21 protein-coding genes are annotated in these 23777 nt (G+C 53.1%); 15 read left to right on the forward strand and 6 right to left on the reverse strand.

What is annotated here, in order from left to right; genetic code table 11:
- Positions 1–31 precede the first annotated feature (31 nt).
- Genes ACT3XD_RS04635 through ACT3XD_RS04675 form a run of 9 tightly spaced genes read left to right on the forward strand, consistent with a single transcriptional unit; the run spans position 32 to position 8530 of the window.
- The gene (locus ACT3XD_RS04635; RefSeq protein WP_192537894.1) at positions 32–1543 is read left to right on the forward strand and encodes a sensor domain-containing diguanylate cyclase; all 1512 of its coding nucleotides are present in this window, start codon (positions 32–34) and stop codon (positions 1541–1543) included.
- The gene (gene rsxA, locus ACT3XD_RS04640; RefSeq protein WP_018916043.1) at positions 1540–2121 is read left to right on the forward strand and encodes an electron transport complex subunit RsxA; all 582 of its coding nucleotides are present in this window, start codon (positions 1540–1542) and stop codon (positions 2119–2121) included. The genes ACT3XD_RS04635 and rsxA overlap by 4 nt, the downstream gene beginning before the upstream one ends.
- Positions 2122–2130: 9 nt before the next feature.
- Positions 2131–2739, forward strand: coding sequence for an electron transport complex subunit RsxB (rsxB, locus tag ACT3XD_RS04645; RefSeq protein ID WP_192537895.1), 609 nt, complete (start codon positions 2131–2133; stop codon positions 2737–2739).
- The gene (gene rsxC, locus ACT3XD_RS04650; protein WP_192537896.1) at positions 2740–4413 is read left to right on the forward strand and encodes an electron transport complex subunit RsxC; all 1674 of its coding nucleotides are present in this window, start codon (positions 2740–2742) and stop codon (positions 4411–4413) included.
- On the forward strand, positions 4410–5450 hold the full coding sequence (locus ACT3XD_RS04655; RefSeq protein ID WP_192537897.1) for an RnfABCDGE type electron transport complex subunit D: 1041 nt from the start codon (positions 4410–4412) through the stop codon (positions 5448–5450). The genes rsxC and ACT3XD_RS04655 overlap by 4 nt, the downstream gene beginning before the upstream one ends.
- A complete protein-coding gene (gene rsxG, locus ACT3XD_RS04660) occupies positions 5447–6082 on the forward strand; it encodes an electron transport complex subunit RsxG (RefSeq protein ID WP_192537898.1) in 636 nt (211 codons plus the stop codon). Before ACT3XD_RS04655 ends, rsxG begins: the two co-directional genes overlap by 4 nt.
- A complete protein-coding gene (locus tag ACT3XD_RS04665; protein ID WP_192537899.1) occupies positions 6079–6780 on the forward strand; it encodes an electron transport complex subunit E in 702 nt (233 codons plus the stop codon). The genes rsxG and ACT3XD_RS04665 overlap by 4 nt, the downstream gene beginning before the upstream one ends.
- A 15-nt stretch (positions 6781–6795) precedes the next feature.
- On the forward strand, positions 6796–7434 hold the full coding sequence (gene nth / locus ACT3XD_RS04670; RefSeq protein WP_192537900.1) for an endonuclease III: 639 nt from the start codon (positions 6796–6798) through the stop codon (positions 7432–7434).
- 25 nt (positions 7435–7459) lie between these two features.
- Positions 7460–8530: a carboxysome shell carbonic anhydrase domain-containg protein gene (locus ACT3XD_RS04675; RefSeq protein ID WP_192537901.1), complete on the forward strand. Its 1071-nt coding sequence runs from the start codon at positions 7460–7462 to the stop codon at positions 8528–8530.
- Here ACT3XD_RS04675 and ACT3XD_RS04680 read toward each other — a convergent pair.
- The 4 genes from ACT3XD_RS04680 to ACT3XD_RS04695 form a co-directional block, all read right to left on the reverse strand.
- Entirely contained in the window at positions 8519–9601 is a 1083-nt protein-coding gene (locus ACT3XD_RS04680) for a tRNA-queuosine alpha-mannosyltransferase domain-containing protein (RefSeq protein ID WP_192537902.1), read from the reverse strand. The two genes, ACT3XD_RS04675 and ACT3XD_RS04680, sit on opposite strands and share 12 nt — an antisense overlap.
- Before the next feature lie 37 nt (positions 9602–9638).
- Positions 9639–10646, reverse strand: coding sequence for an ArsA family ATPase (locus ACT3XD_RS04685; RefSeq protein WP_192537903.1), 1008 nt, complete (start codon positions 10644–10646; stop codon positions 9639–9641).
- A gap of 100 nt (positions 10647–10746) precedes the next feature.
- Positions 10747–11049 (reverse strand): cory-CC-star protein, encoded by a 303-nt coding sequence (locus ACT3XD_RS04690; protein ID WP_192537904.1) that lies wholly within the window; start codon positions 11047–11049, stop codon positions 10747–10749.
- Positions 11050–11065: 16 nt separating this feature from the next.
- A complete protein-coding gene (locus ACT3XD_RS04695; RefSeq protein WP_192537905.1) occupies positions 11066–12742 on the reverse strand; it encodes a carbon starvation CstA family protein in 1677 nt (558 codons plus the stop codon).
- Positions 12743–13002: 260 nt separating this feature from the next.
- Between ACT3XD_RS04695 and ACT3XD_RS04700 the strand changes: the two genes are divergently transcribed.
- From ACT3XD_RS04700 to ACT3XD_RS04715, 4 genes are all read left to right on the forward strand, one after another.
- Positions 13003–13377, forward strand: coding sequence for a response regulator transcription factor (locus ACT3XD_RS04700; protein WP_192537906.1), 375 nt, complete (start codon positions 13003–13005; stop codon positions 13375–13377).
- Positions 13374–15467: a 3'-5' exonuclease gene (locus tag ACT3XD_RS04705; RefSeq protein ID WP_192537907.1), complete on the forward strand. Its 2094-nt coding sequence runs from the start codon at positions 13374–13376 to the stop codon at positions 15465–15467. Before ACT3XD_RS04700 ends, ACT3XD_RS04705 begins: the two co-directional genes overlap by 4 nt.
- A gap of 202 nt (positions 15468–15669) precedes the next feature.
- Positions 15670–18399: a sensor histidine kinase gene (locus ACT3XD_RS04710; protein WP_192537908.1), complete on the forward strand. Its 2730-nt coding sequence runs from the start codon at positions 15670–15672 to the stop codon at positions 18397–18399.
- A gap of 110 nt (positions 18400–18509) precedes the next feature.
- A complete protein-coding gene (locus tag ACT3XD_RS04715) occupies positions 18510–19730 on the forward strand; it encodes an EAL and HDOD domain-containing protein (protein ID WP_192537909.1) in 1221 nt (406 codons plus the stop codon).
- Positions 19731–19830: 100 nt separating this feature from the next.
- Here ACT3XD_RS04715 and ACT3XD_RS04720 read toward each other — a convergent pair whose 3' ends face one another.
- Positions 19831–20154: an HlyU family transcriptional regulator gene (locus tag ACT3XD_RS04720; protein WP_192537910.1), complete on the reverse strand. Its 324-nt coding sequence runs from the start codon at positions 20152–20154 to the stop codon at positions 19831–19833.
- Between the two features lie 56 nt (positions 20155–20210).
- A complete protein-coding gene (locus ACT3XD_RS04725; protein WP_018916025.1) occupies positions 20211–21431 on the reverse strand; it encodes an argininosuccinate synthase in 1221 nt (406 codons plus the stop codon).
- A 212-nt stretch (positions 21432–21643) separates the two neighbouring features.
- Here ACT3XD_RS04725 and rnt point away from each other — a divergent pair, with 212 nt between their 5' ends.
- A complete protein-coding gene (gene rnt, locus ACT3XD_RS04730) occupies positions 21644–22312 on the forward strand; it encodes a ribonuclease T (RefSeq protein WP_018916024.1) in 669 nt (222 codons plus the stop codon).
- Positions 22313–22439: 127 nt separating this feature from the next.
- On the forward strand, positions 22440–23699 hold the full coding sequence (locus ACT3XD_RS04735) for a 6-phosphofructokinase (RefSeq protein ID WP_018916023.1): 1260 nt from the start codon (positions 22440–22442) through the stop codon (positions 23697–23699).
- Positions 23700–23777: the final 78 nt, after the last annotated feature.

Raw genomic sequence — 23777 nt, forward strand, 5'->3', positions numbered from 1 at the left:
GCTATTGCTCGCTCTATGCTCGTTAGTCGTGATGAGTAAATGGTTTATTTTTCCCGCCCTGCACGAAGAAGAGCGTGGCGTTATTAATCAGGAGCTAAAACGTGTTGAACGCAGTCTCGACTTAGCCCAGCAAAGCCTACTGGCTCAAGCGCGTGATTGGGCTCACTGGGACGATACTTATCAATTCGTTCAAAATAACTATCCACGCTACGCCGACGTTAATTTCAGCCCTGATATGATGAGAGAGATGCGCTACCAGTTGATAGCGTTTTTTGATGCTAACGGCGAGATCTACTTTCTTTCAGGCTTAGACCCTGACACTAACCAGTTTGCAATCTGTGCAGGCGTTACTGATGATTGCGCCTGGATGGCAGCGTTGATTGACAGTATCCAGCGTTCGATAGATAACACCCCTGAACAGCAATATTTTCTTTCACCAGGGGTTAGCGCTCCGGCAATGGTCTCCATTACGCCAATTCTGCGCACTGACGGCAGCGGCCCGAGCGCCGGCTGGTTAGCCAAAGTGCGCTTAATGGATAAACAATGGGTAGCGCAGATGGAAAATGTAACAGGCCTTCCGATCACCATTGAGCAGCGACCGACTTCTGACCCCATACCGTTTACCAACATTGAGGGCGAGACGATTCACGCCCATCATTTACTGCCGACCAATGTGCCCACCATTAGCATCTTGGTGGGCACTCAACTTAACCGTACTCATTATCTAGCAAGCCTTAGTACCATTCGCTATGTATTAATCTGGACAGTTTGCCTCATGCTGTTTGTGATTGGCTTTGTACTCTGGCTTATGGAGCGCATGATTTTAAAGCCACTTAAAGCACTGGCCATTTTTGCAAAACAAACTATGAGTGAAGACAGTAATTTGGACTCTGCACTGCTTTGCCAGCGTAACGATGAAATTGGGCTGTTAGCGCGAAGCTTTGATCAGCAGCTAAGTCGACAACGTGAGCTTAATGCTGAGCTTTTAAATCTCTCCACGCATGATTCTTTAACGGGCCTACCTAACCGGCGGCTGTTCGACCAGCGCCTTCAAGCGTCCATTCATGAAATGGAGGCGTCATCGCAACCGCTCGCCGTGATGATGCTGGATATCGATCATTTCAAGCTTTTCAATGACCACTATGGGCACCAGAAAGGCGACCAGTGCTTGCAGCAGGTCGCCCAGGCACTGCAAAAAGTGGCCACCACGCATGATTTTTTAATCGCCCGAACCGGGGGTGAAGAATTTAGCGCATTACTGCCCAATACCTCTGCCCAACAGGCAAAACATATTGGTCAGTTGCTGCATGACACGATAGATGCTTTAGCATTTCCTCATCTGGCCTCGCCCGTAGCGCCCTATTTTACTATTAGCGTAGGAATCGGGTCGCTTGACGAAGGCACCGATATTTCTCCGAATGTACTAATGAGCACCGCCGATCAAGCGCTTTATAGCGCCAAAGCGGCAGGACGCCACCAGGTCAAGATATTCACACCGCCTAATGCTGATTTTTCTGTCGTCAGCCACGATACGTCACTATGAGCGAGTTATTTATCATTCTGATCAGCACGGCGCTGGTCAATAATTTTGTATTGGTACAGTTTTTGGGGCTGTGCCCGTTTATGGGGGTTTCCAATAAGCTGGAATCTGCCATGGGCATGTCGCTGGCGACCACTTTCGTATTAACACTTGCCTCGGCTGCAAGCTACGTTGTCTATTACGGCCTGTTGGTGCCGCTGGATGTGACCTATCTGCGCACCATCAGCTTTATTGTGGTGATTGCCGCAGTTGTGCAGTTCACCGAGATTATGGTGCGCCATTTAAGCCCGCTGCTGCATCAAGTACTGGGCATCTTTCTGCCTTTGATCACGACCAACTGTGCGGTGTTGGGTGTCGCCCTGCTCTCGCTCAACCGCGAGTTAAGCTTTTTCCATACCACGCTTTACGGGCTTGGCGCGGCGCTGGGGTTTTCATTGATCCTGGTGCTTTTTGCCGCCATGCGTGAGCGTTTAGCCGGGGCGGATATTCCCAAGCCGTTCAGGGGTGCCGCTATCGCCATGATTACCGCCAGCTTGATGTCACTCGCCTTTCTCGGTTTTTCCGGTTTAACCCAAGGGTAATTCAATACCATGAGCGATACGTTCTCTCTCTGGGGTATTGTCAGCGCCATTGGCATACTCACTGGCTTAGGGGTTGGCTTCGGCGCTCTATTAGGAGCCGTTAGCGAGCGCTTCAAGGGCGACGAGCATCCGCTTGTTGACCAGATTGATGCGCTGCTGCCCCAAACTCAGTGCGGCCAGTGCGGCTTCCCAGGCTGCCGCCCTTATGCTGAAGCGATTAATGAAGGCGATGCCCTGAACAAGTGCCCGCCTGGCGGCGAGGCAACCATTCATGCCCTGGCCGATTTACTTGGCCGCGAGCCCGAGCCGCTTGATGGGGACGCCCCCAGCGAAGCAAAGGTAGCGTTTATCCGTGAAGCTGAGTGCATCGGATGTACCAAGTGCATTCAGGCGTGCCCAGTGGACGCCATTATTGGCGCCGCCAAACAGATGCATACCGTTATTGAAGATGAGTGCACGGGCTGTGACTTATGCGTCGACCCTTGCCCGGTAGACTGTATCGATATGCTTCCCAGGAGTACGCCCCTTAGCCAGTGGCAACCGATTGTGTCTCCCGATCACAGTGTCATTGCAAGCGACCGTATACCAGCAACCGTACACCAACAACCAGGGGGCTAGATGGCACGCCTATTTGATTTCCCAGGCGGTGTTTATCCTCCCGAGCGCAAAGCCCGTTCGGCGCAATCACCGCTACGCCGCGCTCCCCTACCTGCACAGGTAGTGCTCCCCTTGCGTCAGCATAGCGGCCGCCCGGCAACGCCCTGCGTTAGCCTCGGCGATAACGTCCATACGGGTAGCCTGATCGCTAAACGCGATGGCCTGATATCCGCCGCTGTGCACGCAACGGTCAGCGGCACGGTTAGCCAGATGGATGGCGATACTATCGTAATTGACAGTGATGGTCAGGATACCCGGCAAAACCTGCCCCCGCTTGATTGGCGCGCAACAGATGCGCCTGTTCTGCTTACCCGCTTGGACGAAAGCGGTGTGGTTGGGCTAGGCGGTGCCGGGTTTCCAACCCATATCAAAGCCCGGGTGATTGAGCGCCACGCTATCGATACGCTGGTGATTAATGCCGCCGAATGCGAACCCTATATTACGGCCGATGACCTAACTCTGCGCTGCTACCCAGACGAAGTGCTCGAAGGTGCTCAATTAATTGCCTCGTTGTGCGGCGCCCAGCAGATTGTTATCGGTATTGAAGATAATAAACCCGAGGCCATTGCCGCGTTAAAGCGCGCCATATCACAAAGCCAGCCTGCAAGCGTTACGTTAACGGTTATTCCTACACGTTACCCAAGCGGCAGCGAGCGACAGTTAATTAAAAAGCTGTTGAATCGAACGGTGCCGAGCCAAGGCCTGCCGGCGGATGTGGGGGTGCTTTGCCACAACCCCGGCACGTTATTGGCAGCACTTTACGCGGTGCGTGATGGTCAACCGCTGGTTGAACGGGTAGTAACGCTAAGCGGGGAAGCCATTGCCCAACCGGGCAACTACTGGGTGCGTTTGGGCACGCCTATTGAGATACTTTTAACCCAAGCAGGGTTGGATAACGCCCGGCTCAGCCGCGTTATCCAGGGTGGGCCGATGATGGGCAGCTCAGTTGAAACGCTTGATGCGCCCGTCACAAAGACCACTAATTGCCTGATTGCAGCAACGCTTGAAGAGTTGCCTTTCGCACCAACGGAGTCACCCTGTATTCGCTGCGGTGCGTGTGAACACGTATGTCCCGCCCAGCTTCTTCCTCAGCAGTTACACTGGTACGCCCGTGCCCAGGACGATGACAAGCTTGAGCGCTACCACCTTTTTGACTGCATTGAGTGTGGTGCCTGCAGCTACGTTTGCCCGAGCCATATACCGCTGGTTGATGATTACCGCGAAGCGAAAGGCCGTCTTCGTCACAACAGGATTGAGGCAGCCAAGGCCGAACATGCCAAACATCGCTTCGAGTTTCGTCAGGCACGCTTAGCCCGTGAAGAAGCCGAAAAGCAGGCTCGCCGCCAGGCCCGGTTAGCTCACAACAAGCCCACCGATGGGGATGTCAACAACGAGAGCGCCAGCGCTCCTCCCGTCGATTTGCGTAGCCTGCGCATTGCTCAAACGGCGGCCAAGGCGGCGGTTAGAAAAGCCGAAAAAGTCCTTGCACGAGCAGCCCAGCAAGAGCCACAGCAAGCTCATGAAGATCTGGAAACGCTGCTGGCTACCGCCCAGGAAAATCTTAAAGCCGCCGACTTGCAGCTGGCCCAAGCGCGTGAAAGCGCTAAAGCACCTACCGCTGAGGACACTCCATGAGTATGTTTCACGCCTCGCAGGTTGATGATGCCTCGTCTCTATTAATGGCTCCGCCAACGGCCTCATTAATGCGCTGGGTGGTGATAGCCACGCTGCCTGGGGTGTTGGCCATGACCTATCACTTTGGCTTGGGCGTACTTAGCAATATTGCCCTGGCGTCGATAATGGGCGTCCTTCTTGAGGCGGCCATGCTGCATGTTCGTAGCCGCCCCATAGCGCCAGCGTTAACAGACACCAGCGCATTACTGACCGGTGTACTGCTAGGCGCTTCATTACCCCCGGCAAGCCCTTGGTGGCTAATAGGGGTAGGTATGCTAGCCGCCGTAGTGATCGCCAAGCAGCTTTATGGCGGCTTGGGGCATAACCCGTTTAATCCGGCCATGGTGGGCTATGCCCTACTCCTGGTCTCGTTTCCTACCTATATGACCCTATGGGCGCCGCCTCAGCCGCTGATTAACGATACGCTTTGGGCACAAATCCTGGGCACGTTACCTACTCCCCAGCTTGATGCGCTTAGCGGTGCCACGCCACTGGATGCGTTTAAACATAAAGCAGAGGAGCTGTCTGCCCAACAGTTCTGGTTAAGCAGCCCGCTGCCTGAAAAAACGCTCACCGCCTGGTACACCATTAGCCTCGCCTGGCTTGCGGGCGGTGTACTACTGCTGACTAAACGGATTATCAGTTGGCACATTCCCGCCGCCCTGCTGGGCAGTTTAGTGGCACTCGCAGCGCTATTTTATCTGAGCGACTCTGACCGCTTTGCATCGCCGATTTTTCACCTATTAACCGGCGCCACGCTGTTTGGGGCTTTCTTTATTGCCACCGATCCGGTATCCGCCGCGACCAGCCAGCGCGGCAAGTTGCTGTATGGCGCGGGTATTGGGGTGCTGATTATGGTGATTCGCAACCTGGGCGGCTATCCGGATGCCGTGGCCTTTGCCGTTCTATTGATGAACCTTTGTGTCCCGCTGATCGACCTATATACAGTACCCCGCCCAACAGGGCACGCAAAAGACGCACCTGGAGTACCACGATGACACCCATGAGTGCCATGCGGCGCGGTGCTTTCACACTGGGTGTCTTTGCGCTGATTACTGCGGGCAGCGTTGCCGTCACCCGCGCGTTGACGGCTGAGCGCATTACACAGCACCAGCAGGCCTATCAACACCGCCAGCTGCAGGCGGTACTGCCTCAGGCCTTCGCCGACACATCGATTGATCAGCTTCTGGAAAGTACATTTGACCTGCCTGATGCTGATGCCTTAGGCCATCGCAAACCCGCTATAGGCTGGCAAATAAGCCGTGACAATCACCGCGCCATTATTCTACCGGTCATTACCCGTCAGGGTTATAGCGGTGAGATTGACTTGTTAGTAGGAATTGATGAGCAGCAGCGCATTAGCGGTGTGCGGGTTACCTACCATCAGGAAACCCCAGGCCTGGGCGATAAGATCGAACGCCAGCGCAGCGATTGGATTACCCGGTTTAACGGGCTAAGTCTTGATGAGCTGCCACCCAGCGCCTGGGCGGTTAAAAAAGACGGTGGGCAGTTTGATGGATTTACCGGGGCGACCATTACGCCTCGCGCTGTCGTTCAGGCAGTTTACACGGCCTTGCAGTATGTCGCCGAGATGCCGTTACCCACTAGCGCTGAGGAGCCCTCTCAATGAATCAATGGCAAACGCTAACCCATGAAGGCCTGTGGGCCAATAACCCCGCATTGGTGCAACTGTTGGGGCTGTGTCCGCTTCTGGCCGTCAGCACGACCGTGGTCAACTCGCTGGGGTTAGCCATTGCTACGCTGTTTGTGATGGTAGGCGCGAGTACTGCCGTATCCCTGGTGCGTCATCAGGTTCCCAGCACCGTTCGGCTCCCGGCGTTTGTGATGATCATCGCCGCCTTTGTTACCTGTGCGGAGCTATTAATGGCCGCCTATGCCTACCCGCTCTATCAGCTGCTGGGTATTTTCATTCCGCTGATTGTCACGAACTGTGCCATTTTAGGCCGTGCCGATGCGTTTGCCTCCCGCCAGCCTGTTGGTCTTGCCGCACTCGATGGCCTGATGATGGGCGTTGGGTTTGGTAGCGTTCTGGTGGTGCTGGGAGGGCTGCGCGAGCTGCTGGGTCAAGGCACGCTGTTTAGCGATATGGCGCTACTGTTTGGCCCGTTCGCGGCCAACTGGCAGCTTACCCTGGTAGACGATTATCAATTTCTGTTTTTTGTTCTGCCACCCGGGGCCTTTTTCGTTGCAGGCCTGCTGATTGCACTGAAAAACGTGCTGGACCAGCGCAGCGCCGCGCGCGCCCTACCTGCAGCGGCCTCACCGCGCTCAGAACGTCGCGTCCGGGTCACCGGCATTATCAAGTAACCGTAGAGACACGCCATGAATGCCCAAAAGCGCCATGAAATTTTTGCTCGCCTTCAGGCAGCGGACCCGCACCCCACGACTGAACTCAACTGGACCACACCTTTCGAGCTGCTGGCGGCGGTGCTACTTTCTGCGCAAGCCACCGATGTCGGCGTCAATAAGGCAACCGCGCGGCTCTACCCCGTTGCCAATACGCCCCAGGCAATCATCGATTTGGGTATCGATGAGCTTAAAACGCATATCAAGACGATCGGCCTCTATAACACCAAAGCTGAAAACTTGATGAAGACCTGCCATATTCTGGTTAATCAGCACAGTGGCGTCGTGCCCGACACACGCATCGCGTTAGAAGCGTTGCCGGGTGTGGGGCGTAAAACCGCCAATGTGATTCTAAATACGGCGTTCGGGCAGCCAACTATTGCGGTCGATACGCATATCTTTCGTGTTTCAAACCGTACCGGTATCGCCAAGGGTAAAAACGTCGTTGAGGTGGAGCAAAAGCTGATACGCCATGTGCCCAAAGGATTCCGGCAGGACGCCCATCACTGGCTTATCCTTCACGGCAGATATACATGTATTGCCCGCAAACCGCGTTGCGGAAGCTGCATAATCGAAGACCTGTGCGAGTTTCCGGATAAAACCGAACTCGCCTAGCCTACTTTTACACTAGGATGCCCTTATGCCGATGCCTGCTACTCTGCTACATAGCCAACCCATTGAGCAGCGCATCGATGCTCTATTTGCGTTATCCCGCCAGCACGCTGAACACTTCTGCAGTCCCGGCGCCTGGCTTTCGCGCCAGCGCTATCTGGCGCAGCATCCGACATCCATCGTAGTCATGAAGTGCATGGATGGACGTATCCATATTCCCCACGCCACCCGCACACCGTTGGGTATCATTACCCCATTTCGCAACCTTGGTGGAATTTTCGATTTAGGCTGGCCGTATCTGGGTGAGCTACTCACCGACACCGTCGTTGATGCCGCTAACGCTGGACGGGGCACGTTACTGCTGATCACCTATCACTTTTCTCACGGCAATCAAGCGCGGGGGTGTGCCGGGTTTGGTTGTGATACTCAGGCAGCCAAAGCGCACGCCTATGCGATTGCCCGCCAAGCAGGTCAGCTGTTTGGCGAGGACCATCAGCAGGTCTACCCGCTGGTATGCGGGTTTGAAACTGACAGCGACGCGTTGATACTTCATGGCCAGGATGACGCGGTTCTGGATATTCGCGAATGGCTCGGGCAGCCTATCGAAGCCCTAAGTGCTCATCTACAGGCCGTATGCCCCGACATGCCCGCCGATATGCGCCGGGACTTACTGCCTCTGCTTGAGGGTAATCTGGCTCACGTTAATGATCTGCAAGGTGTTGAGCGTGAACTGGATATCGAACATCGTGAGTGGGCGATTTGTATCGGACGTGGGTTCGACTTTTTACATTTGCCGAATACCGCACTCATTATTGGCCCTTACGGCCCCGATTTAGCCGAGCCGATCGGCACCGCTGCCACCATCCTCGAAGCCAATATGCAGGCAGGCAGAATTCCTGATGACGGTTTTATGCTGCTGGCCTCAACGCCTTATCAGCATAGCGGCGTTGACCGCGCCCGCGCGATGTTGAAGTCACGCTTTTTATCCGATTTCGCCGAGCAGGTGATTCGTCGCGAGCATCCCGTTCTTGCTCAAAAAATGCGCCGTCACACGGCCGTCGTTCACTGGCCAACGCGGCGCCTTGACTCACTTGTCTGACGCAACGCCTGCCATGTCCGGTGCAAGCAACGAACGATACGCCTCACGCCAGGCAGACCACGCCCAAGCCTCGGTGTTTAAAACACTGGGGCGTGTTTCAGGGGTAGTAAGCCAGGCATGTAACCGCTGATAGAGCCCTTCTGAAGTGCCATCGTAACGGTAGCTGTCAGTATATAGTTCAGGAAAGCACAGCCTGTCCGGCACCAATGGCAGAGCACCCTGCTGGGCGGCTTCCATGATCGCCAGCCCCTGAAACTCATGCCAGGTAGTTGATACCACGATACCGGCGGTCGCCAGGAGTTCACGGTATTCCTGCTCCAGCTGCGGCCCCCAGGCCACTATATGCGCTGCCAGCTTCTCCTGAGCAATATCAAAAATGGGCGGTGTTTGTCGAAAGCGCTGGCCCAACACGACTAGCTCAAAATCAACCCCCTGCTCGCTTAAAGCGATTAACACATTAAAAAAATCGTCTGGGTTCTTGTCGTATTCCCAGCGGTGGTTCCACACAATACGCTGGGGCACCGAACGGCTAGCGTTCGCCCCAGTAATCGGAGCAAGCGGCACGGGCAGTACGTGGGCACGCGAGCGTAACGCTTCAAGGGGCTTTGCGGCAGGCAGGTTTTCGGGCATTTTCTTTAGAAATGCGCGTACGCCAGCAAAGAAAGAGTCGCGATTATAAGCGGTGTTAAATACAACGGTATCGGCGGCAAGCGCGGCGTAGAGGTTTACCATCTTGGCCTCTACCTGGGGCATCTGGTCGCTGGACTCCGGGTAGGCAAACTGGTTTTCGTGAAAATAGACAATTTTCCTGGCCCGCCCTAAATGGGGAAAAAGCCCGATCAGCGTCGCCAGATCCACCATGGACGTTGCCAGCACCACATCATAGGGTTGGTTGAGCGTCTCATGCTCTTTTAGCCACCAGCTAAGCGGGTTACCGCGGATTCGCCAGGCAAAGTGACGCGGCGGTAAACTCAGCGTTTGCCACGCCACTTCAGGAAGATTAGCCATTAAACTGTCTGCCCAATAACGGTGACTTACCGCTTCGTACGCCGAGAGTAATAGAACGCGCATCAAAACCCTTATTAAAAACCAGCATTAAAACTCGCTATTAAAAACCCTGGTGCTCAAGCTTATCAGCCAGCGATTCTAACACGTCGATCCCTTGTACATCGGTCGCCAGCCAGGGCAGTGTGGAGCGAGGAAGATGCTTAAACAGCGTATCGATGCGCTCAAGGTAGGTCGCCTCCTGCACGCGTCGTGCCTGCAAAAAAGCACCATCCGCCTCCCTGGGTATCACTCGATTAACCAGCACGCCCGCCACGTTAATATTAACCTCTTCCAAAGCGCTGACGGCTCGCTGTGTCTCAAGGATTGGTAGCCGCTCGGGAGTCATCACAAATAAAAAGCTGCACGCCTTGGCATCTTCTATACGCCGCCGAGCCTGGTGAAACAGCCGCCGACGGTTGATTAGCGTTTCCGCTACTTCTCGGGTCCGCTCATCCAGACCGGAAAGCGCATCTTCCGTGGGGTTGTCAAAGGGGGTGGCGACATCCTGCCCGCGTGAAGGCGTGAGATGCTTTAACACGCCACTTAACTCAGCCGATTTTCGGTTGTGCGCCAACAGTCCATCCGTCCAGGCTGCCATGGCTTCGGGCAGAGTTAAAAGGCGCAGCGTATGCCCTGTGGGCGCCGTATCGATAATGACCAGATCATACGGTGCGTCATCATCCAGAATCAGCCGAGCTAATCGCTCAAGCAAGGCCGCTTCCTGAGTGCCAGGGGACTGACGCGTGAGGCGCATTTGCCGCTCAAGCTCCTGCATCATTTCAGGCGCAGCGAAGCGGCGCATTTGTTGGGTGACTCTATTTAAATGCGCTTCAACCTCACTATCAGGATCTATTTCCATGGCATCCAGGTTCGGCAACAAACGGCGCGGCGTATCGCCTAACGTGCGATCAAACACATCACCCAGGCTATGCGCGGGATCAGTTGAAACCACCAGTACGCGCTTATTGCGCCTGGCCGCAAGAATCGCCAAAGAGGCCGCGACGGTTGTTTTACCCACGCCGCCTTTGCCGCCTACCCACAGTAAGCGGCGGTTGAGAACTGATTGCATAGGCTACCTATCTATAAGTTCATTTACCTATTTATAAGTTCATTTAGCTATCTATCTATGAGGCCATTTATCCAGGATGTATTAACCCCGAAATGACGCGTTAGCAGCAGCGAAAATGATCCAGCGGCGAATGCTCCATGCCCATTCGCGTATGCCAGTCGTGAAAACGCTCAAGCAACAGCGGCTGAAGCTCCAGCGTGTAATAGGACGCGGGATTGGGTACTCCCATCATTTCTGAAAAGACTAACAGCATGAACAGGTCATCTTCATCACGGCGCGCCCGTGCAATAGCTCCACGGTAGCGCGCGCTGTAGACCTCTTCGGTGAAAAAACGGGCCTGCCCCAACCAGGCCCGCAACGTATCACGCTTGGATGACGCCACTTTATCCGAGTCATCGCGCATTATGATGCCCTCTTATTTAGTCGCCTTGGGCCGCCATTTCAGCGCGCGAGCGTTTAAGCGCTGCGGCACACTCCATCGCAACCAAAATCGCCGCCATCAGCACCACAATATCCAGCACTAACAGGAACATGTTGCCCTGATTCCAGAAGGTACGCAGCTGGATAAGAAGCGCCAGAATAGTCATGACCAGCAAGAAGCACAGAGGCGCCAGGGTGTACCACATGGGGCGCCGCAGGCGTACCAACATAACCGTAATCACCAAGAGCGTTAGCCCGGCCAGCAGCTGGTTGGTGGTGCCAAACAGCGGCCAGATAATCAAGCCACCGGAGCCATTCGCACCGCCGGCGCCAAACGCCAGTAAAAGGCAGGTGCCAACGGCAAGTGCGGTTGCTAGCGAAGGTTTTTTCATCCATTGCTGGTTATAGATATCGCCCCACTCTTGGAAGATATAGCGCTGCAAGCGTAAGCCGGTATCCATGGTAGTGCCTGCAAACAGCGCGGCCATGACGGTTAAAAGCGTCGCCGCGGTAGCCTGGGGCAGCCCAAGGCCGTTATGGATGATAAATGCCCCGCCTTCTACAAACGCATTTACCCCACCTTGGCCAAAGGCGCTGTACATGGCCTGCCAATCGCCAAATGTCGCAAACCCTGCGGTGGCTGCCAGAATAGCCGCTAGCGCCAGCATGCCTTCGCCTACCGCACCAAAGTAGCCTACAAACCGCGCGTCGGTTTCTTTATTGAGCTGCTTGGAAGTGGTACCTGAAGAGACCAGCCCGTGAAAGCCTGATATTGCACCGCAAGCAATCGTTACAAAAAGCAGCGGTATCATCGAAGGCGTGCCGGCAGGCACATTGTCATTAAAGGCAGGCGCGACCAACGTTGGGTTAAGCAGTACCAGCGCTCCGTAAAGAATCAGCAGGCCGATAAATAGCTGCAAACCGTTGATGTAGTCCCGTGGCTGCAGCAGCATCCATACCGGTAAAAGTGATGCGATGGCCGCGTAGCCAAATAGAATTATGATCCAGATCGCATTACCCGACATCCCGGCAACTTCGGCTGGCATTTGTACGGGCACCATAGGACCAATGCCAATCAGCGCATAAAGAGCGATAACGCCTACTACAGATACCACCGCTAGGCTCATTATCCGCCGATAGATCAGTTGGCCAATGATCAGGGCCACAAAAATCGCGCCCCACACCGGCACCACCGCACTGGGGAAATTCATCATCAACCCGGCAATTACCACGGCAAACACGGCATTGACCATGAGCAGCACCAGGAAGATCACGATCATGAAAATGCTGCGGGCCCGCTTACCCACCACATCGCCCGTCAAGGCGCCTACCGATTTGGCTTTATTGCGCACGCTTGCCCAAATAGCGCCAAAATCATGTACACCGGCAAAAAAGATGGTGCCAAACACCACCCATAAAAACGCGGGTGCCCAGCCCCATATTACTGCAATAGCAGGCCCTACGATGGGTGCCGCCCCAGCAACCGAGGTGAAGTGATGCCCCCAGAGCACGAAGCGGTTGGTCGGTACATAGTCGATACCGTCTTCGAATTCATGGGCAGGGGTTTTGAAATTGGGGTCTAACTTATAGATCTTTTGAGCAATAAATTTGGAATACACAAAGTATCCTAAAGCCATTGCCCCAAGTCCGATTAATAGCAGGATAACAGCACTCATATGCGCGGCTCCTTTGGTAATGATTGTTGTTGTTTATTAAAACCAAGGCACGTATAGGTGTTTCTGTTTACATGTTGGTACGGCTTATTGAATACGTCTATGCCTAAATTCCTTTAAACCCCACTCTTCATCCAAAAGTCTTAAGCTGGCGTCCGCATTGGCTTTCTATTCGGCCAAGGTCGTCTTGGCTCGTCCTGCTTGGCTATCTACACTCTTAATGGTGTAGCGTATTTTAAATAACAACCGATTAGGTGGGCTCCATGGCAAAAGTGCTGGTGGTCGATGACGAACCGAACATTGTGCTATCGATCGAGTTTTTAATGGAGCAGGCAGGGTTTGAAGTTACCAGTGCAGCCGATGGTGAACAGGCACTTGAACAGGTAGCGACCCATACGCCAGATGTCGTGCTACTGGATATCAGCCTTCCAGGCATTAGCGGGTTCGATGTGTTAGAAGCACTGCGCACCCGCTCGGCGACGGCATTACTACCGGTTATCATGCTCACGGCCCATGGGCGAGAGGTAGAGCGAGAGAAGGGATTTGCGCTGGGCGCTAACGCCTACATTACCAAGCCGTTTTCAACCCAGGCCCTTGTCGATCAAGTGCAAGCCGTGCTGGCAGAGAAAACCTTATGAAGCCCAAGGGGCTGCCTAAACGACAGCGCTTGATTGGCGCCTGGTTGTTACTAACCGCTTTTAGCCTGCTAGGCGGCGCCCTGTTTGCCGTGTGGCTGGATAGCCAATTGGAAGTGACCGGCGTCTATCAGCTGCTGCTCTGGCTGGGATGCTTTTCAGGTGGCGCCACAATATTTGCAGTGGGTTTATTGCTTGAACGCATGCTGTTTAGTCCTGTGCGTCAGCTACAGGCGCAGCTCGCCCGCTTGGTTGCCAACCCTGATACTGAAGATTTCTCGCAACCACAGGGCTGGCTGAAAGGATTAGCTCCGGACTTGCGCCGCGCGCAGGAGAGCTGGCAGTCAGACCGACGTAGCCTGCATAGAGCCCATGCGGACGGCGCCAAAAGCGCTACCCGCATTCGAAAAGAGCTTGAGGCCTTGCTTCAAGTGCTGGAAACGCCCCTTCTGCTTTACGATAAACACCGCCGCTTGATGCTCTTTAATCAGGCGGCCGAGCAGTTTTTTGCTGGCACACCTAGCTTGGGTCTGGGTAAGCGGCTCGAAGCGCTGTTTCCACTGGCGAGTTTGCAACAAACCCTAAGCCAGTTGCCAGCCGATGGTACCCAGCGAGAACTCCTGGTGCCTTGCGATTGCCGCTGGCTGAAAGTAATCGTACGCCGCGTGCCCGAAAGCCAGGATGAAACGCTGATTACCTGTAGCGATGCGACAGCTGCCTGGTCAAACGAAAGAGGCGTTCGTGCGGAGCTTGCGCAAATGCTCACCCCGTTGCGCCAACATACGGCAAGCCTGGTAACCGCCACCGACGCACTTAGCCAGCTGCGCCAGCACGATCATACAAGCGGCTCCCTTGCCCACCGTCTGGAGCAGGTGGCGAATGAAGAAAGTATCGCCCTGAGTGAGACAGTGGCCAGAGTTGGCGGGCTTATCGAAGCCATACAGCAACAAGGCGAGCGTCTTACCTCCATATGGTCCAATGATTTCTGGCAAATGTTGGACGACTACCTGGACCCGGCCCACCGCCTGATTACTCCGATTGGGGTGCCTGCATGGTTTAAAGGAGATGCCCCGGCCCTCATGGCACTGTTTAATTCGCTGGTTAAACACCTTAGCGATTATTTTAAAAACAATCTCAATGACAATATCAAAAACAGCATCAAGAGCAGCATTTTTGAGGGCGAAGTCTCTATCAGCTCCAAACATACCTACCTGGACCTTATATGGTTGGGCCCGCCAATACCCGAACGCGAACTTAACCAATGGCGCCAACAAATATTGGATGCCCTTCCTCTAAGCCCTAGTGCTGCCGACGTACTGCGTCAGCATGCCAGTGAAGTATGGAGTATCCAGGACGCCGACGGTCAGCATGCACGTCTTCGCTTACCCTTGCCTTCTGTTGAGCAAAGTGAGGCACCGCGCGTCGTTACTCCCCGCCCTGAATTTCATGACTTTGGGATTGCCGATTTACCCCCTCCGGACGCCGCCTTGGCCAATCGCCCCTTACGTAGCCTGGAGCTGGTTATTTTTGATACTGAAACAACAGGGCTCGAGCTTCGCCGGGGCGACACCGTCATTAGCTTAGGCGCCTGCCGTATCGTCAACGGGCGCTTATTGGCCAGCGATGTGTTTGATCACTACGTTAACCCGCAACGGCCGATTCCTGCGGCAAGCACCGCTATCCATGGGATTACCGATAATGATGTTATCGATGCGCCATCACTAATACCCGTACTGGCACACTTTCATGATTACATCGGTGACGCGGTGTTACTTGCCCATAATGCCGCCTTTGATATGCTCGCAATTAGCCAAAATAGCGTTTTATTCGATATGCCCGTGCTGGATACCTTGCTAATTTCACGAGCATTAGATGAAGCACTCGACGGCCATGACCTGGACAGCCTTGTACAGCGCTATGGATTAATATTTCCCACGGGAATGCGCCATACGGCGTTGGGTGATGCCCGGGTGACCGGAGAGCTTTGGCTTGCTCTATTGCCTCGGTTGGAAGCGCGCGGTATTACGACGCTTGAGCAGCTACTGCACTTTCAAGCAAGCGCGTTTGACCGCGAGGATGCCAGCGCCTCATGAAGCCTTCAAACCCACGCTATCGTGAAAGGCTGTTGGTGCTGGTCATTCTGGCACTAATACTTTTTTGCCCGCCGTTATTACTAGTGATCGACCGCCTCCCAACGTTAAGTATTGGCTGGTTACCGATGTATCTTTTTTGTAGCTGGGCCTTGATTATTGGCCTGACCGCGTGGCTGATGGAACCTACTACAAGGCGATAATCATGCGAACGGATGCGCTGATACTAAGTGCGGTGTTCGGTTATTTAGGGCTGCTGTTTCTGGTGGCGGCCTGGGGTGATCGACGCGCCGAACAGGATCGTTCTATCATTAATTCGCCGACTGTCTACGCACTTTCCATTGCGGTTTACTGTACCGCGTGGACCTTTTACGGAAGCGTAGGGCGGGCAGCGCAATTTGGTCCAAGCTTTTTACTTATCTATCTTGGGCCAACGCTTGCGATGATGCTATCACCGTTTATCATCCGCAAGATGGTACGCATTGCCGCGCGCCAGCGGCTGACCTCCATCGCGGATTTTATTAGTGCGCGATACGGCAAAAGCGTCGGCCTTGGTGCGTTAGTGGCACTCATATCGCTGATTACCATTACGCCCTATATCGCGCTGCAATTAAAAGCGATTACGGTTAGCCATGCAGTGCTGATCAATTATCCCCAAAGCGCCGATTCGATACTGTATAACGAGCGCTTCTGGATGGATCGGTCACTCTGGGTGGCCCTCGTATTAGCCGTATTTATCATTTTATTCGGTACCCGCCATCTGGACGCCAGTGAACGCCACGAAGGCATGGTGGCAGCCATTGCCCTGGAATCGCTGGTCAAGCTGATGGCCTTCTTAGCGGTAGGCATTTTTGTTGTTTTCATTCTATTTGAAGGGCCAGGCGCGCTTTTTGCCCAGGTTGCCCAAACGCCTGCGTTAAGCCAATTAATGCAGTTGGAGAGTGTACCGGGTGGAGCAACCGGCTGGGTGGGCATGTTGATTCTCGCCTTTCTGGCGTTTTTAACCTTGCCACGCCAGTTTCAGGTGCTGGTGGTGGAAAATGTCGATGAACAACATCTGGCTCGCGCCAGCTGGCTGTTTCCCCTTTATCTACTGCTGATCAACCTATTCGTTATACCCATCGCACTGGCGGGATTACTACTCGATGCGGGGGACCCAGACAGTTTTGTGCTTACGCTACCGCTTTCTGCAGGGCTCGAAGGCCTTCCCCTTCTGGTTTTTATTGGCGGGCTTTCTGCGGCCACCGGCATGGTCATCGTTGAAACCATTGCACTCTCTACCATGGTCAGCAACCAATTGATCATGCCACTTTTATTACGCTCCAAAGCCCTGCATGTAGATAGCCACGGAGGCCTTGCCCGATTGCTGCTAAGAGTGCGCCGGGTAGCCATCGTGCTTATTTTGCTGCTTGGCTATCTCTATCACGCACTCATTGGCGATACCTACAGTTTGGTTACTATTGGGCTGGTCTCTTTTGTCGGCGCGGCACAGTTTGCGCCAGCACTTCTGATTGGCCTTTATTGGCGTGGAGCAACCCGGCTGGGCGCAATGTATGGGTTAATCGCCGGTTTTTTAATCTGGGGCTATACGCTGCTTCTGCCCGGTTTTGCTCAATCCGGCTGGCTGGACGCAGCGCTGCTCACCGATGGCCCGTGGGGGGTTGGCTGGCTAACGCCCTATGCACTTTTTGGGTTGAAGGAATGGGATATCTATAGCCATTCACTCCTGTGGAGTATGCTCGCCAATGTAGGACTGTTAGTGGGAATTTCGCTATTTATGCGCCCCACCCCGCTTGAACAAACCCAGGCGGCATTGTTTACCGAGGCGCTCCACCCCAACTTGCAAACAACGCCGCTCCAGCGCGGCCAAACCACCCAAGGCGCGCTTTATGAGCTGCTGGTTCGCTACTTGGGCTTTAAGGTTGCCTTGCGGGTTTTCTCAAAACGCACCCATAATTTTGAATTAACCCAGCCCCATCTACCCGCGTCGGATGACGTTATTATGCGCGCTGAGCAGGCGCTCGCGGGCTCGCTGGGCAACGCCTCGGCACGCATCCTGATCAACTCGGTGGTAAGAGGTGAAGCGCTCGATATTGAATCGATCCTGAGCATGCTGGATACCACCACGCAAACGCTGGAATATAACCGTCAGTTAAAGCAGAAATCAGACGAGCTTGCGCGCATAGGACAAGACTTGCAAAGCGCCAATGACCGTCTCCGTGAGCTTGACCGCTTAAAAGATGAGTTTGTGGCCATGGTCAGTCATGAGCTACGCACGCCGCTTACTTCCATTCGTGCGTTTGCCGAAATTCTCGCAAGCCATCAGGACATCCCAGAAGCCAAGCGGCAGCATTTTTTGCAAGTAATGGTATTAGAGAGCCAGCGCCTATCACGCCTGATTGATGAAATTCTCGATCTGGCTCGCCTGGAAAGCGGTCGCATGCCTCTTAATGCCGTGCCGCTAGATTTGGCGGCAATTGCTGATCATAGCCTTGAAGCCATTGCGAGACTTCAGGAAGAACGCAACGTGAGCCTTACCGTTGCGATTGATGAACGGCCCGCCCACGTTATCGGCGACCCCGACCGTTTAGAGCAAATCATTATCAACCTATTGGATAACGCCAGTAAGTTTGCCAATCATGAAAATCCACGCGTTTTACTGCGCCTTTTCAAACACGATCAGCATATCTATCTATGCGTAGAAGATAACGGCATGGGTATTGAAGAGAAGGAGCGCGAGCAGGTATTTGAAAAATTTAATCAACTACTATCTAGTGATAAAGCAACGAGTAAGCGCCCAAAAGGCAGCGGCTTAGGGCTCCCCATAAGCCGGGCAATTGCTACGCATCTCGGTGGCAGGCTTTGGATAGAAGATGCCCAGGTGTTAAACGGCGCATGTTTTGTATTAGAGCTCTCTGAAGCCGTTAACACGTAATGACCATGTATTGACATAACAATGACAATCGCACTAGCGTTAAGCAACCCACTTAAGCTATTCTTTTACTAATTAAGCTTCATTCAAAGTGGTTGTTCACGGAAGATCTGATGCAGAATCAACAAGACCAGTCTTTTAATGAGAATAGCAACAATTATACTATTGCGATACAGCCTATTGTAGATAGCAACTTACAACATGTAGCAGACGAACTGTTGTATCGTTCTAGCGACGCTTGTAATTCAGCCCACATTGATGATGATGTCCAAGCAACAGCGCGTGCATGCGCCGTTGCTGTCTATGAAATTGGGCTTGAGAATCTTTGCGGATCACGTCAACTTTTTATCAATGCCTCTTACGGTTGGCTTACCAATCCCAATTTGCAAGGCTTGCCGAGCCAGCAAATTGTTATCGAAGTGCTTGAAAATACGCCTGTAAATCAAGAAGTGCTTACGTCTTTACAGTCTTTAAAGCAACAAGGTTACACGATAGCACTTGACGATTTTATATTAGATAAAAACAATGAGAAGTTATTACCTTATTGCGATATTGTCAAAATTGACATTTCAAACCCAATACAAAAAGAAGTCATAAAAAAATTGGTGTCTCAAGGTTTTACATTACTAGCCGAACGCGTAGAAACACAGCATGAATTTGAACTATGCCAATCCTTAGGCTTTACGCTATTTCAAGGCTATTTTTACGAAAAACCTAAAACTCAGGCATCTGGCTCGATTCGACGCACGGCCTCTCGGGCTAATCAACTGCAACTTTTAGCTTGTCTTTATAGTGAAAATGCTAGCTTAGCAAATATTGGATCTTTGATCACAAGAGATCCTTACTTATTAAGCGCAGTATTTAAACGGGCAAATTCAGCTGAAAAAGGAGCCGGCAAGCCTACCACCAAACTCATCAATTGCTTGCAAATGATTGGTTTGAAAGAACTTAGAACACTTGTTTCAATACTCATGTTAGCTAGCAATAGCCCAGCTAGTCGCTTGAACTTAATAAAAGCATTAACAAGAGCTTTTGCATGCGAGATAGTAGCTGAGCAAAGACATATTGATGAGCAAGAAAGCTTTATCACAGGCTTGTTCTCATTAATGCCCTCTATCTTAGAAATAGATTTAAAAGCAGTGTTAAAAGAAATTCATCTAGGCAAAAAAATTGAAAACGCCTTAAAGAAACAAGCAGGACCGCTTGGAGAGCTATTGAGAGACATCAAGATCGCAGAGACAAGCACTATGCCCAATGACTTCCCAGCAAATACGATGCTTAGAGCGGCTGCACAAGCAAGGGCACTGATTGATACTCACGCATCAACAACCTAAAGCTAGTATTTTAGGCAGTTAATGTTAACTAAAAGCGACACATCGAAAGCAATTAGCGTGACTACTTGATCATATCTTCAAGCAAGCCGTCATTTATTAACTAATGACTTGCCTGGCGGGGATCGGGTTCAAAAATAGCCTCGCCTACTTCATCAATGTAGCGCTGCGCTTTGGTCACCATCATGGCGTCGCAGGCATCGCGGCTGGGTAACATATCCGAGCGTTCAAAACGGTGTTCGCGGGGTTCTCCGCTATCGCTTGGCTGCTTGATCCATCCGCTGACGCGGTATTGGCCGCTTTGCTGATCGGGCTGAGAAATAATAAAAAAGCCTTTGTATTCCACCGGGTCAGCCGCGTTGACACCCGCGTTAGGGGCTCCGCTACCTTCACCGCCAAACAGACCTGAAAAGAGCTTCTTAAACATACTGGCTCCTAGCGTTATAAAAAAAGCGGCAGGACAACCTGCCGCCTTTAACGGGATTAGCTCTGCTGACGACCTTTGCCAGCAGCAATCCGCAAGCGTAAAGCATTAAGCTTAATAAAGCCTTCCGCGTCTTTCTGGTTGTAAGCACCGGCATCGTCTTCAAACGTTGCGATAGACTCATCGAACAAAGACTGCTCGGACTTACGCCCTACTACGGTAGCGTTGCCTTTGTAGAGCTTCATGCGCACAACGCCGGAGACGTTTTTCTGTGTCTCGTCGATAGCGGCTTGCAGCATGCGACGTTCAGGGCTCCACCAGTAGCCGTTGTAGATCACTTCGGCGTATTTCGGCATCAATTGATCTTTCAGGTGAGCCTCTTCGCGGTCCAGCGTCAGCGACTCGATCGCACGGTGAGCACGCAACATGATGGTGCCACCAGGAGTTTCATAACAGCCACGTGACTTCATGCCCACATAGCGGTTTTCTACGATATCCAGACGGCCAATGCCGTTGTCGCCGCCGACTTTGTTGAGTTTCTCAAGTACTTCGTGGGCTTTGAGAGCCTCACCGTCGATCGCGACGATATCGCCTTTCTCGAACGTCAGCTCAACATAGGTAGGTTGATCGGGTGCCGCTTCTGGCGACACGCTCCAACGCCACATATCGTCTTCGGCTTCGGCCCATGGGTCTTCCAGAATGCCGCCTTCGTAAGAGATATGCAGCAGGTTGGCGTCCATGGAGTACGGCGATTTTTTCTTCTTGTTGGAGAAGTCGACCGGGATATTGTGCTCTTCGCAGTAAGCCATCAGCTTTTCACGCGACGTCAGATCCCACTCGCGCCACGGCGCAATGACTTTAACGCCCGGCTTCAGCGCATAGCCGCCCAGCTCGAAACGCACCTGGTCGTTACCTTTACCCGTTGCACCGTGAGAAATGGCATCCGCGCCCGTTTCATTGGCAATTTCAATCAAGCGCTTGGCGATCAGCGGGCGTGCAATCGACGTACCCAGCAGGTATTCACCTTCGTAGATCGTGTTGGCACGGAACATGGGGAAGACGTAGTCACGTACAAACTCTTCACGCAGGTCTTCAATGTAAATTTCTTTAACACCCAGCGCCTGGGCCTTAGCACGGGCCGGCTCGACTTCTTCGCCTTGACCGATGTCGGCAGTAAAGGTCACTACCTCGCAGTTGTAGGTTTCCTGCAACCACTTAACGATTACGGATGTGTCCAGGCCGCCTGAATATGCCAGCACAACCTTTTTGACATCGGACATTCTTTGCTCCTTGTTTATGAAAGCAAGTTCACTAGAAAATGCAGCACCTAATTGCGTGCTGCATGTTGAAATAAACCCTGAGTATAGCGTTCTCTATGCCCAGCGAATACCGTCAACGACGCCTTAGCAAGAAAGCTGCTAGAATCACACCACTCAAGAGGCGGCTTGCCGCCCATTTTTGACCGATTACTCGCTTTACTAAGGAGAGCTGCATGAGCGAGGCAATTGCCCGCGAATTAATGGCCCAACGTTTTCGTAGTTATCTACCGGTTGTCATTGATTTAGAAACGGGTGGCTTTAATGCCCAAAGTGATGCCGTGCTTGAGATTGCAGCCGTCACGCTCACCATGGACCCAGAAGGCAATCTGCTGCCTGATGCGACCTATGCCTATCACATCAAACCGTTTGAAGGGGCCAATGTCGAGCAGTCCGCACTGGATTTTACCGGCATCAATCTTGATGACCCATTGCGGCGCCAGGTAGCGCTCAGTGAGTCTGAAGCATTAGGCGAAATTTTCCGGCCCATACGCAAATCGATAAAAGCGCACGGCTGCTCTCGGGCGATTTTGGTTGGCCATAATGCCGCCTTTGATCAAGGGTTTCTCAACGCGGCCGCTAACCGGTGCAACGTTAAGCGTAACCCCTTTCACCCTTTCTCGAGTTTTGATACCGCAACGCTTGCTGGCCTGGTCTATGGGCAGACGGTGCTGGCGCGGGCTTGCCGCGCAGCGGGCATCGAGTTTGATAATAAAGCGGCGCACTCTGCACGCTACGATACCGAGCGCACCGCAGAGCTATTTTGCGCCATGGTTAATCGTTATAAAGATTTGGGTGGCTGGCGTTTAGCCCAGCGTGAGCAAGATCTGGATGATGGCGAATAAGCCGTTCGTTGGATGCAGCCATTATCGCTTTACGCTAAACTTCGCCACCTTGAGGCACCGGTAGTGAACGTATTTAACACTTTCCGCGTGCTCCACTTTTTCGCTTTTCAAGAGATGAGACGTTTCAATGGCTCAGCATAATGCCTTTTACGCCCAGTCAGGCGGCGTTACCGCCGTTATTAACGCTAGCGCCTGTGGCGTTATCGAAGCTTGCCGTCAGGCGCCCGAGCAAATTGGCAAAGTGTATGCCGGTCATAACGGCATCATTGGCGCGTTGACTGAAGATCTTATCGATGTAAGCCAGGAAAGTGACGAATCGATCGCTGCGCTACGCCATACGCCAGGCGGCGCATTCGGTTCTTGCCGCTACAAGCTGAAAGATATCGACACGCACCGTACGCAGTACGAGCGTCTGATCGAGGTTTTTAAAGCCCACGATATTCGCTACTTCTTCTATAACGGTGGCGGCGACAGTGCCGATACCTGCCTGAAGATTTCCCAGCTGTCTGAAAAACTGGGTTATCCGCTGACCGCCATCCATGTGCCTAAAACCGTGGATAACGATCTGCCGATTACCGATAACAGCCCGGGCTTTGGTAGCGTTGCCAAATATATTGCCACCTCTACCCGCGAAGCGTCGCTGGATATCGCGTCCATGTGCGCAACGTCTACTAAAGTATTCGTGCTTGAAGTGATGGGCCGCCATGCTGGCTGGATCGCTGCCGCAGGCGGGCTTGCCGGGGAAGGTGAAGGCGAGCCGCCACATTTGATTATTTTCCCCGAAATTGCCTTCAATCGTAAAGCGGTGATGGCGCGTGTAGAAGAAAGCGTTAAGCAGAACGGTTACTGCGTGATTGTGGTATCCGAAGGCGCGCGCTACGAAGACGGCACTTTCCTGGCCGATGCGGGTAATACCGATGCCTTTGGCCATCGCCAGTTGGGCGGTGTTGCCCCCACGCTAGCCGGTATGATCAAGCAAGACCTGGGCTATAAGTACCACTGGGCCGTCGCAGACTATTTACAGCGTGCAGCACGCCATCTGGCATCTAAAACCGACGTTGAACAGGCCTATGCGGTCGGCCGTGAAGCCGTGACGCTGGCCCTTGCCGGTAAAAACTCGATGATGCCGGCGATTCGGCGTGTTTCTCAATCGCCTTACCAGTGGGATGTCATTTCCGCACCGCTTTCGCAGATTGCCAACCAGGAAAAGTTTATGCCGCGTGACTTTATCAGCGAAAGCGGTTTTGCGATTACCCAGGCGTGTCGTGACTACCTCTCGCCGCTGATTCAAGGCGAAGACTTCCCGCCGTTTGAGAACGGTTTGCCCAAAGTGGCTAAGCTCAAGCTTGCCAAAGTGGAACAAAAACTCCCCACTTTCACGCTGTAAGCCAAGCGTATACCAAAACGGGCGATGATTATTTCATCGCCCGTTTTTTATGGTCAGCTATTTTATAACCGTTTTAAT

It is taken from the genome of Halomonas sp. AOP7-B1-5, from assembly GCF_052353045.1.
Classification (GTDB): Bacteria; Pseudomonadota; Gammaproteobacteria; order Pseudomonadales; family Halomonadaceae; genus Vreelandella; species Vreelandella colorata.